Annotated in this window: 13 protein-coding genes; 2 read left to right on the top strand and 11 right to left on the bottom strand. The window is 73.2% G+C overall.

Features of this window, described 5'->3' with window-relative positions:
* Positions 1 to 32 precede the first annotated feature (32 nt).
* The 8 genes from ABT084_RS18755 to dnaK are packed head-to-tail and all read right to left on the bottom strand — an operon-like array spanning position 33 to position 9,085.
* A complete protein-coding gene (locus ABT084_RS18755; protein WP_351044846.1) occupies positions 33 to 1,814 on the bottom strand; it encodes an FAD-dependent oxidoreductase in 1,782 nt (593 codons plus the stop codon).
* The gene (locus ABT084_RS18750; RefSeq protein ID WP_351044843.1) at positions 1,814 to 2,074 is read right to left on the bottom strand and encodes a UBP-type zinc finger domain-containing protein; all 261 of its coding nucleotides are present in this window, start codon (positions 2,072 to 2,074) and stop codon (positions 1,814 to 1,816) included. Before ABT084_RS18750 ends, ABT084_RS18755 begins: the two co-directional genes overlap by 1 nt.
* A gap of 7 nt (positions 2,075 to 2,081) precedes the next feature.
* Positions 2,082 to 2,540, bottom strand: a complete 459-nt coding sequence (gene trxA, locus ABT084_RS18745; RefSeq protein ID WP_351044840.1) for a thioredoxin — start codon at positions 2,538 to 2,540, stop codon at positions 2,082 to 2,084.
* A complete protein-coding gene (clpB, locus tag ABT084_RS18740) occupies positions 2,537 to 5,176 on the bottom strand; it encodes an ATP-dependent chaperone ClpB (protein ID WP_351044837.1) in 2,640 nt (879 codons plus the stop codon). The genes trxA and clpB overlap by 4 nt, the downstream gene beginning before the upstream one ends.
* The gene (locus ABT084_RS18735) at positions 5,167 to 5,574 is read right to left on the bottom strand and encodes a chaperone modulator CbpM (RefSeq protein ID WP_351044834.1); all 408 of its coding nucleotides are present in this window, start codon (positions 5,572 to 5,574) and stop codon (positions 5,167 to 5,169) included. Before ABT084_RS18735 ends, clpB begins: the two co-directional genes overlap by 10 nt.
* A complete protein-coding gene (locus ABT084_RS18730; protein ID WP_351044831.1) occupies positions 5,571 to 6,545 on the bottom strand; it encodes a DnaJ C-terminal domain-containing protein in 975 nt (324 codons plus the stop codon). Before ABT084_RS18730 ends, ABT084_RS18735 begins: the two co-directional genes overlap by 4 nt.
* 6 nt (positions 6,546 to 6,551) lie before the next feature.
* Positions 6,552 to 7,163: a nucleotide exchange factor GrpE gene (locus tag ABT084_RS18725; RefSeq protein WP_351044829.1), complete on the bottom strand. Its 612-nt coding sequence runs from the start codon at positions 7,161 to 7,163 to the stop codon at positions 6,552 to 6,554.
* 8 nt (positions 7,164 to 7,171) lie between these two features.
* A complete protein-coding gene (gene dnaK, locus ABT084_RS18720) occupies positions 7,172 to 9,085 on the bottom strand; it encodes a molecular chaperone DnaK (RefSeq protein ID WP_351044999.1) in 1,914 nt (637 codons plus the stop codon).
* 396 nt (positions 9,086 to 9,481) lie between these two features.
* Here dnaK and ABT084_RS18715 point away from each other — a divergent pair, with 396 nt between their 5' ends.
* The gene (locus tag ABT084_RS18715; protein ID WP_351044826.1) at positions 9,482 to 11,266 is read left to right on the top strand and encodes a PucR family transcriptional regulator; all 1,785 of its coding nucleotides are present in this window, start codon (positions 9,482 to 9,484) and stop codon (positions 11,264 to 11,266) included.
* A gap of 47 nt (positions 11,267 to 11,313) precedes the next feature.
* Here ABT084_RS18715 and ABT084_RS18710 read toward each other — a convergent pair whose 3' ends face one another.
* The 3 genes from ABT084_RS18710 to ABT084_RS18700 form a co-directional block, all read right to left on the bottom strand.
* Positions 11,314 to 11,541 (bottom strand): hypothetical protein, encoded by a 228-nt coding sequence (locus ABT084_RS18710; RefSeq protein ID WP_351044823.1) that lies wholly within the window; start codon positions 11,539 to 11,541, stop codon positions 11,314 to 11,316.
* A 127-nt stretch (positions 11,542 to 11,668) separates the two neighbouring features.
* Positions 11,669 to 12,565, bottom strand: coding sequence for a TIGR04222 domain-containing membrane protein (locus ABT084_RS18705; protein ID WP_351044820.1), 897 nt, complete (start codon positions 12,563 to 12,565; stop codon positions 11,669 to 11,671).
* 65 nt (positions 12,566 to 12,630) lie between these two features.
* Positions 12,631 to 14,025, bottom strand: coding sequence for an MFS transporter (locus tag ABT084_RS18700; RefSeq protein ID WP_351044818.1), 1,395 nt, complete (start codon positions 14,023 to 14,025; stop codon positions 12,631 to 12,633).
* A 90-nt stretch (positions 14,026 to 14,115) separates the two neighbouring features.
* Here ABT084_RS18700 and ABT084_RS18695 point away from each other — a divergent pair, with 90 nt between their 5' ends.
* A complete protein-coding gene (locus ABT084_RS18695; RefSeq protein ID WP_351044816.1) occupies positions 14,116 to 14,670 on the top strand; it encodes a winged helix-turn-helix transcriptional regulator in 555 nt (184 codons plus the stop codon).
* Positions 14,671 to 14,754: the final 84 nt, after the last annotated feature.

Raw genomic sequence — 14,754 nt, 5'->3', positions numbered from 1 at the left:
CGGCCTCTCGTGAACGCGCCGCCCGCCGGGTGTCATGCGAGCCAAGCCGATTCCTTCGGGCGGGTGTCCGGGGAGCTGTCGGTGCCGCCGGGCGCGGCCGTGCGGCGCAGGTGGCGGTGCACGTAGTGGATGCTCATCGCGCCTTCTCCCACCGCCGAGGCCACGCGCTTCACCGAGCCGCTGCGGACGTCTCCGGCGGCGAAGACGCCGGGCAGGCTGGTCTCCAAGGTCAGACAGTCGCGGCCCTGGCTCTGCCACAGTTCGGGAACGGAGCACGCCTGTGCCTCCGCCCCGGTGAGCACGAAGCCGCGCGTGTCCAGGGCGAGCGTGCCGGACAGCCAATCGGTGTGGGGGTCCGCGCCGGTGAAGACGAACAGGCCCCGTACCGCGAGGCGGCGGTGCTCGCCCGTACGGTGGTCGATTACGGTGACCGCCTCCAGGACCTTGTCGCCCAGTACCTCGGTGATCTCGGTGTACAGCAGCACCTGGACCCGTGGGTGGCCCTCGATCTGGTCGATCAGGTAACGGGACATGTGCGCCTCGAGGCTCGGCCCACGGACGAGCAGATGCACCTGCGGTGCGTATCCGGCCAGGAAGAGCACGGCCTGCCCGGCGGAGTTGCCGCCGCCGACCACCGCCACCGGGTCGGCACGGCACTGCTGGGCCTCGTAGACGGTCGCCGAGTAGTGGACGCTCGCGCCCTCCAGGGGCTCGATGCCGGGCACATGGAGGCGTCGGTAGCGGGCGCCGGTGGCCAGGACGACGGTACGGGCGGTGATCTCGCTGCCGTCGGCGAACCCGACGGCGTAGTGGCCGTCCCGCCGTTCGAGCCGGGTCGCCTCCGCCGGGACGCTGATCCGGGCGCCGAACTTCTCCGCCTGGAGCACGGCGCGCTCGGTGAGTTCGGCGCCGGAGATGCCGGAGGGGAAGCCGAAGCAGTTCTCGATGCGGGAGGACGTCCCGGCCTGGCCTCCGGTGGCCAGCACTTCGGCCACGGTCGTGCCGAGGCCCTCGGAGGCGGCGTTCACCGCGGCGGCGAGACCGGCCGGACCGGAGCCGACGATGAGGAGATCTCCGCCGCCGTTGCCCGACGGCAGGGACGGCAGACCGATGAACCGGGCCAGTTCGGCGTTGCTCGGATTGCGCAGCAGGGTCGTGTCCCGCCAGATCACCAGCGGCGTCTGCTCCGGACCGACCGCGAAGCGGCGCAGCAGCGCCTCGGCCTCCTCGTCCGTCTCCAGATCGATCCAGCGGTGCGGCAGCCGGTTGCGGACGGCGAACTCGCGCAGCCGCCGGGTGTCGGGCGAGTAGCGCGAGCCGATGATGCGGAAGCCCGCGCCCTGCCCGACGAGCAGGGCACGGCGGCCCAGGCAGGCGCGCAGCACCACGTCACCGAGGACGGAGTCCCGGGTCACCAGGTCGCGCAGCTGGTCCATGGACAGGGCGAGGATCTCGCCGGGGTCCCTGACCACGGCGGTGTAGAAGGCCACCTGTCCGTTCAGGAGCCCGAGTTCGCCGAGGAAGCGGCCGGGGCCGTGCACGCGCAGCAGACGTTCGCCGGGCGTCCCGTGGCCCTCGACGATGGCGACCGAGCCGCTGAGGACGACGTAGAACGTCTCGCACCGCTCGCCCTCCCGGATCAGCACGTCACCCGCGTCGACCGCGCGCCGCCGGCCGCGCGCCGCCAGGCGGGCCATCTGATCGTCCGGCAAGCGGGGATAGGCGCCGTGGAGGTCGGGGGTCTCGAAGGGGCTGGTCTCCTGCGTCTCGTCCGGCACGGGCGCCGCGTCCGGCCGCGTCTCGTCGCCGGCCATCACACGTACGCCTCGTGGACGTAGCACCAGCGCCAGTCCTCGCCGGGCTCCAGCGAGGCGACGATCGGGTGGCCGTCGGCGGCGGCGTGCCGGCGGGCGTGCCGGTTCGGCGAGGAATCGCAGCAGCCGACGTGGCCGCAGGTCAGGCACAGCCTGAGGTGGACCCAGAAGGACCCCGTGGCCAGGCATTCCTCGCACCCCGTGGCACGCGGGGTGACGGGGCGTACGAGGGCGAGGTGGGGGTCGGTTCGTACGGTCATGGCCGGATCACTCCTTGCCGGCCGGTTCGCGGCCCGCGATCGACTGCTCCACCCATCGCCGCAGGGCGGGGGCGGGCGCGGCACCCGCCTGCCGGGCGATGGTCTTCCCCTTGTCGAGGACCAGCAGCGTCGGTACCGCCTGGACCTCGAAGCGCCGCGCCAGGCGCGGGTTCTTGTCGATGTCGACCTTGACCAGCTTGATCGTTCCCGCGAGGTCGGTGGCGACCTTCTCCAGCGCGGGGCTCACCATGCGGCAGGGGCCGCACCAGGTGGCCCACAGGTCGACGACGACGGGCACGGTGGCCCGTTCGACGACCTCGGTGAAGTCGTCGTCGCCCGCGTCGGCCATCCACGGCAGGGGCCGCTTGCAGTTGCCGCACCGGGGGCGGCCCTCGGCGGCCACCGGTACCCGGTTGGTGCGCCCGCAGTGCGGGCAGGTGACGTGGGTGGCCTGCGTGGTGCTCATGCCGCCCTCGCTTCCCTCACGTCCTCGGGCTGGTCGTAGGTGACCACCAGCCCCCCGTGCTCGGCGTCGACGCGGATCTTCGCGCCGTCCTGGAGGTCGCCGCGCAGCAGGGCGCGCCCGACCAGTGTCTCGACCTCGTGGGAGATGTAACGCCGCAGCGGCCGGGCCCCGTACACCGGGTCGTATCCCTCGTGCGCGATCACCTCACGGGCCGCATCGGTGAGCTCGACGGTGGTGCGGCGTTCGGCGAGGCGCCGGCGCAGCTCGTCGAACTGCAGCTCCACGATCCGCTCGATCTGCCGCTCGCCGAGCGGCTTGAACAGCACGATGTCGTCGACGCGGTTGAGGAACTCCGGGCGGAAGTGCCCGCGCAGCTCGCCCATCACCCGGGCGCGGGCGTCCGGCTTGATCTCACCCTCGGCGGTGGCGCCGTCGAGGAGGTGCTCGGAGCCGATGTTGGACGTCATGATGATCACGGTGTTGCGGAAGTTGACGGTGCGGCCCTGGGCGTCGGTGATCCGGCCGTCGTCGAGGATCTGCAGCAGGGTGTTGAAGACGTCGGCGTGCGCCTTCTCGATCTCGTCGAACAGCACGACCGAGTACGGCTTGCGGCGTACGGCTTCGGTGAGCTGGCCGCCCTCCTCGTAGCCGACGTATCCGGGCGGCGCGCCCATGAGCCGGCTGACGGTGTGCCGCTCCTGGTACTCGCTCATGTCGAGGCGGACCATGTTCTCCTCGGAGTCGAACAGGGCCCGGGCGAGGGTCTTGGCCAGCTCGGTCTTCCCGACGCCGGTGGGGCCGAGGAAGATGAACGAGCCGATGGGGCGGCGCGGGTCGCGGATGCCGGAGCGGGCGCGGATGATGGCGTCGGCGACGAGTTCGACGGCCTCGTCCTGACCGATGACGCGCTCGCGCAGGATCTCGTCGAGGCGCAGCAGTTTCTCGCGTTCGCCCTCCTGGAGACGCGCGACCGGGATGCCGGTCCAGGCGGCGACGATGTCGGCGATCTCCTCCTCCGTGACGACCTCGCGCAGCAGCCGGTTCTGCCCTTGTTTGGAGGCCAGTTGCTCCTCCTCCGCGGCGAGCCGGCGCTCCAGGTCCCGGAGGCGGCCGTAGCGGAGTTCGGCGGCGCGGTTGAGGTCGTAGGCGCGTTCGGCCTCCTCCGCCTCGTGACGTACCTGTTCCAGTTCCTGACGCAGTTCCTGGACGCGACGGATGGCCTGGCGTTCGGCCTCCCACTGGGCGTGTTTGGCGTCGGCCTCGGCGCGCAGGTCGGCCAGTTCCCTGCGCAGTTCCTCCAGGCGGGTCCTGCTGGCGGGGTCGGTCTCCTTGGAGAGGGCCGCGTCCTCGATCTCCAGACGGGTGACGCGGCGGGTGATCTCGTCGAGTTCGGCGGGCATCGAGTCGATCTCGGTACGCAGCCGGGCACATGCCTCGTCGACGAGGTCGATGGCCTTGTCGGGCAGGAAGCGGTCGGTGATGTAGCGGTGGCTGAAGGTGGCGGCGGAGACCAGCGCGGTGTCCTGGATCTTCACGCCGTGGAAGACCTCCAGGCGTTCGCGCAGTCCGCGCAGGATGGAGATGGTGTCCTCCACGCTCGGCTCGTCGACCAGGACCTGCTGGAAGCGGCGTTCGAGAGCGGCGTCCTTCTCGATGTGCTTGCGGTACTCGTCGAGGGTGGTGGCGCCGATCATGTGCAGTTCGCCGCGCGCGAGCATCGGCTTCAGCATGTTGCCCGCGTCCATGGCCCCTTCGGCGGCGCCCGCGCCGACGACCGTGTGCAGTTCGTCGACGAAGAGCAGGATGCCCCCCTGGGCGGCCTTCACCTCGGACAGCACGGCCTTGAGGCGTTCCTCGAACTCACCGCGGTACTTGGCGCCGGCGACCAGGGAGCCCATGTCGAGGGCGAACACGATCTTGTCCCGGAGTCCTTCGGGCACGTCGCCGCGGACGATGCGCTGGGCGAGACCCTCGACGATGGCGGTCTTGCCGACGCCCGGGTCGCCGATGAGGACGGGGTTGTTCTTGGTCTTGCGGCTGAGGATCTGGGTGACCCGGCGGATCTCGCCGTCCCGGCCGATGACCGGGTCGAGCCTGCCGGCCCTGGCCTCGGCGACGAGATCGCGGCCGTACTTCTCCAGCGCCTCGTAGGCCACTTCGGGGTTGGCGGAGGTGACGCGCTGGTTGCCACGGACCTGGGTGAGCGCGCTCAGGAACGAATCCCTGGTGATGCCGGCCCGGCCCAGCAGCCGCCCGGCGGCGGTGGAGGAGCCCTCCTCGGCCAGGGCGAGCAGGAGGTGCTCCACGGACACGTACTCGTCCTTGAGGCGTTTGGCCTCCCGTTCGGCGGCGTCGAGCAGGCGGGACAGGCGCTGGGTGACGAAGACCTGGCCGGGCGTCGCGCCGGGGCCGGTGACCTTCGGGCGGCGGGCGAGTTCCTCTCGCACGGCCGCGCGCAGCTCCTCCGGCTCTCTGCCGCCCTGTTGCAGCAGTCGCGGGATCAGACCGTCGTCCTGATCGAGCAGTGCGAGCAGCAGGTGTTCCCCGTCGACCTCGGTCTGCCCCATGCCGAGGGCCGCGCTCTGGGCCTCCTGGAGGGCTTCCTGGGACTTCTGGGTGAGACGGTTCATGTCCATGGGGGTGTTTCACTCCTCGTGCCGCGGCCGCGCAGGGCGGCTTCGAGCAGGCTGATGCGGTCGAGCAGGTCGAGCACCAGACCGATGGATGCGTAGTTGAGGCAGAGTCCGGAGCGCAGCCGCTGGATGCGGGCGAGGACCGCCGGCGCCGCGGGGTCGAACACCAGGTGCCCCGCGGCGTCGCGCTCGGCGTCGACCAGGCCGAGCGCGACGAACCGCCGGACCAGATCGGGATGCAGGCCCGAACGACGGGCCACGGCGTTCAGGGAGAGCCCGGGCACGGGCACGAGCGCGTACCGGACAACCGTCGAGGCGGTGACGTCGGTGCCCGTTCGCACCGGGCGGTCGCCCGCGCCGGTCCCGCCGGTGCCCGCCGCTCCCGCGGGTCGGTGGTTCATCGCGTCCTCCTGGGGTCGAACGATGAGGTGGCGGCGAGCTCCTCGAACAGTTCGCGCTCCCGGTCGCCGAGGGTGGGCGGCACCATGACGCGGAGTTCGGCGTACAGGTCACCGGCCGCCCCGCGCGGGTTCGGCATGCCCTCGCCCCGCAGCCGCAGCTTGCGGCCGCTGGACGAGCCCGCGGGCACGGTCACCTTGGCCGTGCCACCGCCGGGGGTGGGCACCGGCACGGTCGCGCCCAGGGCCGCCTCCCAGGGGGTGACGGGGACCTGGACGTGCACGTCACGGCCGTCCAGCCGGAACGTGGGGTCGGGCTTGATGCGCACCCGCAGGTACAGGTCGCCCGCGGGGGCCTCACCACTGCCCCGGCCGCCCTCACCCGCCAGCCGGATGCGCTGCCCGTCGGTGACGCCCGGCGGGACGTCGACCTCGTACCGCCGGGGCTGCCCGGTGGGACCGGCGAGCGTGACACCGCGCCGACCGCCCCGGTACGCCTCCTCGACGGTCAGCGGCAGCTCGGCCTCCTGGTCCGCCCCCGGGACGCGGCCCGGGGCGGCGCCGGCTCCGAACATCGAACCGAACAGGTCCTCGATGTCGATGCCTTCCGCTCCGAAGCCGTCGCCGAAGCCGTCGCCGAAGCCGGTGGTGTACCGGACACGGGGGCCGCCCGCGCCCGCCGCGCCCGCCGTCCTGCGAGCGCGGGAGCCACCGCCCGCTCCGGCCGCGACCCGTTCGTCGAAGTCCTCGGGGATCTTGCGGAAGTCCTCGCCGAAGCGGTCGTAACGGCCCCGGGTCTTCGGGTCCGACAGGACGCTGTACGCCTCGTTGAGGTCCTTGAAGCGTTCCTCCGCGTCCGGGTCCTTGTTGACGTCGGGGTGGTACTTGCGGGCGAGCTTGCGATACGCCTGCTGGATCTCGTCCTGGCCCGCGGTCCGGGAAACGCCCAGCACCTCGTAGAAGTCCCGTGCCATGACCGGTCACTCCCGCTTCGCGACCGTCACGGCGGCGGGCCTGAGCTGCCGGTCGCCGTCCCCGTAGCCGGGGCGCAGCACCTCGACGACGGTGCCCGCGGGGGCTTCGGGGTCCTGGACGACACCGACCACCTCGTGCCGGGCCGGGTCGAAGGCCACGCCGGTCTCGGCGTGCCGCGGGTAGCCGAGCAGTTCGAGGACGTTCACCGCCTGGTCGCGGACCGCCCGGACGCCCTCGACGATCGCGCCCGGATCGGCGCCGGCATGGGCCAGGGCGAGTTCGAGGTTGTCCAGGACGGGCAGGAACGCGGCGGCCGTGCGGGAGCGCTCCACCGCCCGCTCCCGCTCCAGTTCCCTGGCGTGGCGCTTGCGGAGGTTGTCGAGGTCGGCGAGCGCGCGCCGCCAGCGGTCCTCCAGTTCCCGGATCGCGGTCGTGTACTCGTCCTCGGCGGAGGCGGGGCCGGCGGCGTCGGGTCCCGGTTCGTCGTACCCCGCTTCCGGCCGGGGCGGCGGCCCCGGCGGGGGCAGATCGCCGCGGGGAGGGCGTACGGCGCCCTCGGGGCCCGGTTCGACCGGATCAGCCGCGGCCCGGTCGGGGTGCTGGGGGTGGCTGGCCATGACGCGCCTCACTCCTTGTCGAACTCGGCGTCGATGACGTCGTCGTCGTCACCGCCACCGCCGCTCGCGCCGCCACCGGTCGCGCCGCCTCCGGTGCCGTCCTGGTCGGGGCCGCCTGGGGCGGCGGCGCCCTGATGGGCCGCCATCCCGGCGAGCACTTGCTGGAGTTCGGAGGTCAGGGGCCGTACGCGCTCCACGCCCGCCTCCTCCTTGACCGCCGCCCGGGCGTCGGCCACGAGCATCTCGGCGCGCGCCTTCTCGTGTGCGGGCGCCGCGTCGCCCAATTCCGCGAGGAGCTTCTCGACCTGGTACGCGACGGCGTCGAGCGCGTTGCGGGCGTCGACGGCTTCGCGGAGTGCCTGGTCCTGGCCCTGGTTGCGCTCGGCCTCCTCGACCATGCGGTCGACCTCACCGCGGTCCAGGTTGGAGCTCTCGCTGATGGTGATGCCCTGTTCCTTGCCCGTGTCCCGGTCGCGGGCCGTGACGTTGAGGATGCCGTTGGCGTCGATGTCGAAGGTGACCTCGACCTGGGGTTCGCCCCGCGGCGCCGGCCGGATGTCGGTGAGCTGGAACCGGCCGAGCACCCGGTTGTCGGCGGCCCGCTCGCGCTCGCCCTGGAGGACGACGATGTCGACGGCGGGCTGGTTGTCCTCGGCGGTGGAGAAGGTCTCGGAGCGGCGCACGGGGATGGTGGTGTTCCGCTCGATGATCTTCGTCATCACGCCACCGCGCGTCTCGACGCCCAGCGACAGGGGCGTGACATCGAGCAGCAGGACGTCCTTGACCTCACCCTTGAGCACCCCGGCCTGGATCGCGGCACCCAGGGCCACGACCTCATCGGGGTTGACGCTCATGTTGGGTTCCTTGCCGCCGGTCAGCCGCCGCACGAGGGACTGGACGGCGGGGATGCGGGTGGATCCGCCGACGAGGATGACCTCGTCGATGTCGCTCTCTCCGACCTTGGCGTCGGTCATGGCCTGCTGAACCGGTCCCAGACACCGCTCCACCAGGTCGCCGGTGATCTGCTCGAAGGTGGACCGCATGATCGAGTCGGTGAGGTGCTTGGGGCCCGCGGCGTCCGCGGTGATGAACGGCAGGCTCACCTGCGTCTGTGTCACCGAGCTGAGCTCGGTCTTGGCCTTCTCCGCCGCCTCGAAGAGGCGTTGCAGCGCCTGCGGGTCCTTGCGCAGGTCGATGCCGTTCTCCTTCTGGAAGTCGTCGGCGAGGTGGTCCACCAGACGCCGGTCGAAGTCGTCGCCGCCCAGGTGGCTGTCGCCGGCGGTGGAGCGCACCTCCACCACCCCGCCGCCGACGTCGAGGATGCTCACGTCGAAGGTGCCGCCGCCCAGGTCGAAGACGAGGACGGTCTCGTGCTCCTTCTTGTCCATGCCGTAGGCGAGGGCTGCCGCGGTCGGCTCGTTGACGATCCGCAGCACCTCCAGTCCCGCGATCCGTCCGGCGTCCTTGGTGGCGGTGCGCTGGGCGTCGTTGAAGTAGGCGGGCACGGTGATGACTGCCTCCGTGACCCGTTCCCCCAGCTGCTTGGAGGCGTCGTCGGCGAGTTTGCGCAGCACCTGGGCGCTGATCTCCTCAGGCGCGTACAGCTTGTCGCGCACCTTGAAACGGGCCGCCCCGCCGTCGCCCTCGACGACGTCGTACGCGACCGCCCTGGCCTCGTCGGAGATCTCGTCGAAGTGCCGGCCGATGAACCGCTTGGCCGAGTAGATGGTGCCCTTGGGGTTGAGGATCGCCTGGCGCCGGGCCAGCTGGCCCACCAGGCGCTCGCCGGTATCGGTGAAGCCCACCACGGACGGTGTCGTGCGGTTGCCCTCGCTGTTGGGCACGACGGACGGCTCGCCGCCCTCCCACACGGCGATGACCGAGTTGGTGGTGCCCAGGTCGATGCCCACTGCCTTGGCCATGAGGAACTCCTCCCGGTGCGGCGGCGCGCGCCGGCACTGCGGATCCGAACGTTCGGGTAGGGGCGGGACGTCCGCCGACGCCGTGGCCCGCGGCCCGCCGGGCAGCCGTACGGCCTCGCCGGCGAGCGCTTCGTCCACGACGACGTCGTACCGGCCGGACTGCATCGAGCGGACGGAGGCGAAGTCCCGGAGGCCCCACTACAGGGCGTACACGTCCCAGACTCGCGACCCGAGCGGCTTGACGCCTGCCCCCGGCAGGTCGAAAAGCGACGGAGCCCGTCGGCCCGCGAGCACGAGGACATGGGGCGGGTTGTCCCGAAAGGCGTAAAATGAGGGGCCGAAGAGAAGAAAGGCCGCCGCTAACTCCCTGAGGGCTCGCGGGAAGGGAGCAATCCCATGCCCGGCAGCCGGGTGTACCACCTGTACCGCCGACGCCCCGAGCGTGGGGGCACGCGTCCCCGGGGCAGCGCCGGGCGGCGCCCCACGGCCGCGCGGAGGGGGCCCCGCGCACCCGCCGCTACGCCGAGCGCCCGAGCCCTCCACGAACTGGTGGTGCTCTCCCACGCCCTGTCCGACTCCCGGGACGAAGGCGAGATCCTGCGCCTGGCCATGGACCACCTGGCCGCCGTAGGGCCCTACTGCGCCGAAGCCGGATACCTCAGGGTGGACGACGAGCTGGTCCACAGCCCGCGGGAGGCCGGACGGATCCACGCCTCGGCCGTGGACCGGAGAGTGCGGGAGCTCGCCGGGCAGGACGGCCCCGTGATCGTGCCCGGCCGGCGCTGGGGCTGGGCCTTGGGCCTGCGCGGTCTCGAGGGCCTGCATGGCTGCCTCGTGGTGACGTCCCGCTCCCGGCCCACCGCGGCCGAGCGGTCCCTGCTCGCCACGCTCGTCGGGCACACCGCCGCCGCTCTGTCGGCCGCCTTCGCACAGCGCCGCCAACGCGAGGACGCCGCGGAGCTGGGCCGGCTGAAGGAGGAGCGGAGCGCCCTCCAGCGTCAGCTGATCTCCGTCGCGGCCGAGCTGGGGTTCCAGCGGGACGTTCACGCGCTCATGGCCGACGTCGCCGCCTCGGGTGGCGGCGAGGAAACCATCACCCGCGCACTGCACGGGCTCACCGGACTCCCCGCGCTGGTCGAGGACCGCTTCGGCCGGCTGCGGTCCTGGACCGGCCCCGGCCGCCCCGACCCCTATCCGGAACCGGACCCCGCGCGCCGGAACGACATGCTGCGGGCCCTCGCACGGGAGGTCGGGCCGGTGCGGATGAAGGACCGGCTGGTCACCCTGATCCGCCCGCACGGCGAGATCCTGGGCGTGCTGGCTCTGGTCGATGCCGGGGGCGAGGCCGACGAGCACACCGTGCTCGCGCTGGAACACGCCGCCACGTCGCTCGCCCTGGAGCTGGCGCACCTGCGCAGCCTGGCCGAAGTGGAGGTGAGGCTGCACCGCGAGCTGGTCGACGACCTCCTGGCGGGGACGGACGAGGCGAGCGCCTACGCCCGGTCCGAGGCGGTCGGACACGACCTGCACCGCAGCCACTACGTGGTCGTGGTGCAGTGGCCGAGCCGGACGGCGGACGATTCCTTCGCTCAGACCGTGGGCCGGGCGGCCTCTGCCGTGGGCATGCGCTCGCTGCTGACCCCACGTCCCGACCACGTGGTCCTGGTCGCCGACGCCAGGCCGCACGCCCGCGCCCTGTACGAGGCGCTCGCCCGGGAGACCGGGACACGGTCCGGGACGATCGGGGTGAGCGCCCCCTGCGATTCCCTGGACGACATCCCCCACCGCTACCAGGAGGCGCAGCGCGCCCTGGAAGTGCGCCGCCACTCCCGCGAGCGCTACGGCACGACGTTCTTCGACGAGCTCGGCCTCTACCGCATCCTGGGCCCCGGCAACGATGTCCGGGAGCTGGAGACGTTCGTTCACGAGTGGCTCGGGGAGCTGATCGACTACGACGCCCTGCACCACGCGACCATGGTGGAGACCCTGTCCCGGTACTTCGACTGCGGCGGCAACTACGACGAGACCGCCGAATCCCTCGCGATCCACCGCAGCACGCTGCGCTATCGGCTCCAGCGCATCCGCGACATCAGCGGCAACGACCTCGCGAACGTCGAGGACCGGCTGAACCTCCAGGTGGCGACCCGCGTGTGGAGGATCGTGCTGGGCGGACCGGACTGATGCGCGTCCCCATGGAGGGGGACGTCGCGGGCTGAAGGGCGCGCCGGTCAGGCGGCCGCCCGGTGCTCGGGGGGCTTGCGTGTCTTCATGCCGCCGACGATGAGCGCCAGCCCCACGGCGACGATGCCGAGGTAGGCGGTGGACGGAAGGTCGACGACCTTGTGCATCCAGCCCCACTCCGTCCCGAAGAGGGCCTGCGAGGCGAAGCTGACGAGCCCCTGGCCTCCTACGACGTAGCCGATGCTTTCGACGGTGTATCCGATGGTTGTCCGCACGGATCAACCCTCTCGCGGCGGCGCCGCGCGAGGGTCCTCCGCAGGGCGGAAAAGGCAGTAGGCCAAAAGATGCAGTCGCACCGTCCGCGTGCCGGCCCCCGCCCGGACCCGTACGGGCGGTGACCCGTCAGATCCCCCCGCCGCAGCCCCCGCCGCAGCCCGCGCCGCAGCCGCCGACGCTCGGGGGTTCGTTGGCCGCGGGCGACGGCGCCCGCGGTCCGGGAACGGGGCGCAGGTGGGCCGCGAGGGGGGCCAGGGCGGGGGCTGCGGCGGAGCCTGGGCCGTCGCGGGCGACGCCGGTCAGGGCGTGCCGGGTCCCGGTGAGAGCCCCGGGCGGCAGGGGCGGGGCCCACCTGCCGTCGGCGGCGGCGTCGCGCGCGCGGCGCTGCCCGGCCGCCGTCGCGTGGCGGTGCGGGATGACGGGCCCAGCGAGCAGGGTGACCAGGCCCGTCACCACCCCGAGCGCCGCGAACGCGAGGAACGGGCGCAGGCCCGTGCCCTGCCCGGTGGCGGATTCCGTGATGCACGCCGCGACGGTCGCCAGCATCGCGACCAGCAGGCACACGGTCTGCCCCAGCTCGGCGGATTCGGTACGGCCGCGCCGCCGGGGGTCCACCGCCAGCCCGCGCTCCACCAGCCTCCGCTCGACGTCGGCCACGGCGGTGCCGTCGGCGACCCGGGCCGCCACCTCCCGCGCGTGGGGCGGTGGGGTGCCGGCCGGCGGTACGAGGACGGCCGCCTGGACGGGGTCGGGATCCTCCGGACCCCCGGCGCCCCGGACCACCGCGATCCGGCCGTCGTCGTCCACGGTCAGGCGGCCGCCCAGGTACAGCGCGCACAGGGCCAGTTCGGCGACCCCGCGGCGGCCGCGCTCCAGGTAGGCGGCCTCGTACAGGCCGAGCGGCGCGCCGTCCGCCCGCCGGTCCGGCCGGTCCCGGGGGTAGAGCCCGCGGTACAGCCGCACTCGGGCGAGGCTCACGCCCAGCAGCGGCGCGCCCGCCCCCGCGAAGATGAAGACCCACACGCCCCGAGTCTGAGGGCCACCCCCGTACAGGGCAATGGCCAAGCACCACGGCCCGGCGGCCGCGGCTACCTTGCCGCCGCCCTGCGCTGGGCGTTGGCGAGTACCAGGGCCGCCGCGCCGGCCAGCAGCACCGCCACGATCACCGCGATCCAGCCGCGCCGGAAGCCCTCGAGTGCGGCTTGGGGCCCGTCCGGGGTGCCGATCAGGCTGACCATCAGGGCGACGCCCACCACGGCTCCGATCTGCCGCGCCATCGTGGTGACCGCGGATCCGGTGGCGAGGCGCGCGGGCGGCAGCGCCGCCGCCGCGGCCCCGATCAGCGTGGGCAGCACCAGCCCCACGCCCAGGCCGGTGAGCAGCATCCCCGGAAGCAGTTCGGTGGCGTAGCCGGGGCGGACCCCGATGCCGGCGGCCCACCAGCCGATGCCGCCGGCGAACAGCAGGGTGCCGAGGGCGGCGAGCCGGCCGGGTCCGAGCCTGCGCACGAGTACGGCGCTGCCCAGCGCGACCGGCGGTACCAGCAGCGGCCCCGGGGCGATGGCGAGCCCGGTGCGCAGCGCCGAATACCCCCAGACCTGCTGGCACCAGAGCGCCGAGGTCAGCAGCATCCCCGCGAAGGCGACGGTGAACAGCAGGGCGGCGGTGTTGGCCGCGGCGAAGCTCGGCACCCGCAGCATCGACAGCTCGACGACGGGCGCCGGGTGGCGCGCCGAGCGGCGCAGGAAACCGGCGGTCAGCAGGAGGGCGGCGAGCAGGCCGCCGAGCACCCTGGCCGATCCCCAGCCCCAGGCGTCCGCCTTGACCAGGGACACGGCGAGGGCGCCGATGGCGAGGGTGAGCAGTGCCGCGCCGACCAGGTCGGGCAGCGGCCCGTCCTCCCGGCCCCGCACCGTGGGCAGGACGCGTGCGCCCACGGCGAGGGCGGCCACGCCGACGGGGACGTTGACGATGAACACCCAGCGCCAATCGGCCTCGACCAACAGTCCCCCGAGGACCGGCCCCAGCCCCGCGGCGATCCCGCCGATGGAGGCCCAGGCGCGGATGGCGCCGGGGCGCTCGGCCTGGGGGGTGGCGTCCAGCAGCAGCGCCAGCGAGGTCGGCATCAGCGCCGCCGCGCCCGCCGCCTGCACCACGCGGGCGGCGTCCAGCCAGCCGACGGCGGGAGCGAGCGCGCAGAGCGCGGAGGCGGCGGTGAAGACGGCCAGCCCGGCGAGGAACACCCGTCGGTGGCCGATCCGGTCGGCCAGCCGTCCGGCGACGACCAGCAGCGCGGCGAAGACGATGGCGTAGCCGTTCAGCACCCAGGAGAGGGTGGCCAGGCTGCTGCCGTGGAAGTGCTCCTGCATCGCCGGAAGCGCGACGTTGACGATGAACAGGTCGAGGTTCGAGACGAAGACCGCGGCGGCGATGACCAGGAACGCGGCGCGGCGGCGGGGCCGGTCCGGGTCGGCGGGCTCCACCACTGGGTTTGATATTCCAACTAGCTCCATGGCCCGGAAAGGTAGCGGAGGTGAGTTTGAATACGCAACCCTCTATGACAGGCTGGTGGGGTGAACCAGTCCCCCGCCGAACGCTCCGCCGGCCCCACCCCCGGCCGTCGGGCCGCTGCCCCGCTGCCCGGCCGCCCCTGTTCCATCGCCGCCGCGCTGCAGGTCCTCGGCGAGAAGTGGGCGCTGCTCGCCGTGCGCGAGCTGTTCTACGGCAACCACCGCTTCGACCGGATCGTCACCAACACCGGCGCGCCGCGGGACCGCCTCACCGCCCGGTTGCGCGCGCTGGAGGAGGCGGGGGTGGTCGAGCGCCGCGCCTACAGCGAGCGCCCGCCGCGGTACGAGTACCACCTCACCGACGCCGGGCGGGACCTCGCCCCGCTGACCCAGGCGCTGCTCGCCTGGGGCGACCGCTGGCTGTCCCCGGAGCCCCCGGTGGTCCTGCGGCACCACCCGGCGGACCGGCCGGACCACCCCGACCACCCGCTGGACGCGGCCTGGACCTGCCGCACCTGCGGGGCGGAGGTGCGCAACCCGGACCTCCACCTGGAGATCCACTCCCCCGGCTGGGAACGCCAGGGCCCGAAGCCGCCGCCCGGCACGGGTACCGCGTGAGCCACGAGGGTGCGGCGGGGCGCGGAAACCCGGGGGCGCCCCGCGCCGTACGCGGTCTACGATCCGTCGCCGGGGGTGGTGCGC

The organism is Streptomyces sp. NPDC002138, from assembly GCF_040296485.1.
GTDB lineage: Bacteria > Actinomycetota > Actinomycetes > Streptomycetales > Streptomycetaceae > Streptomyces.
Note: the sequence above shows the minus strand (reverse complement) of the source record. Positions and strands in the feature narration are given on the sequence as shown.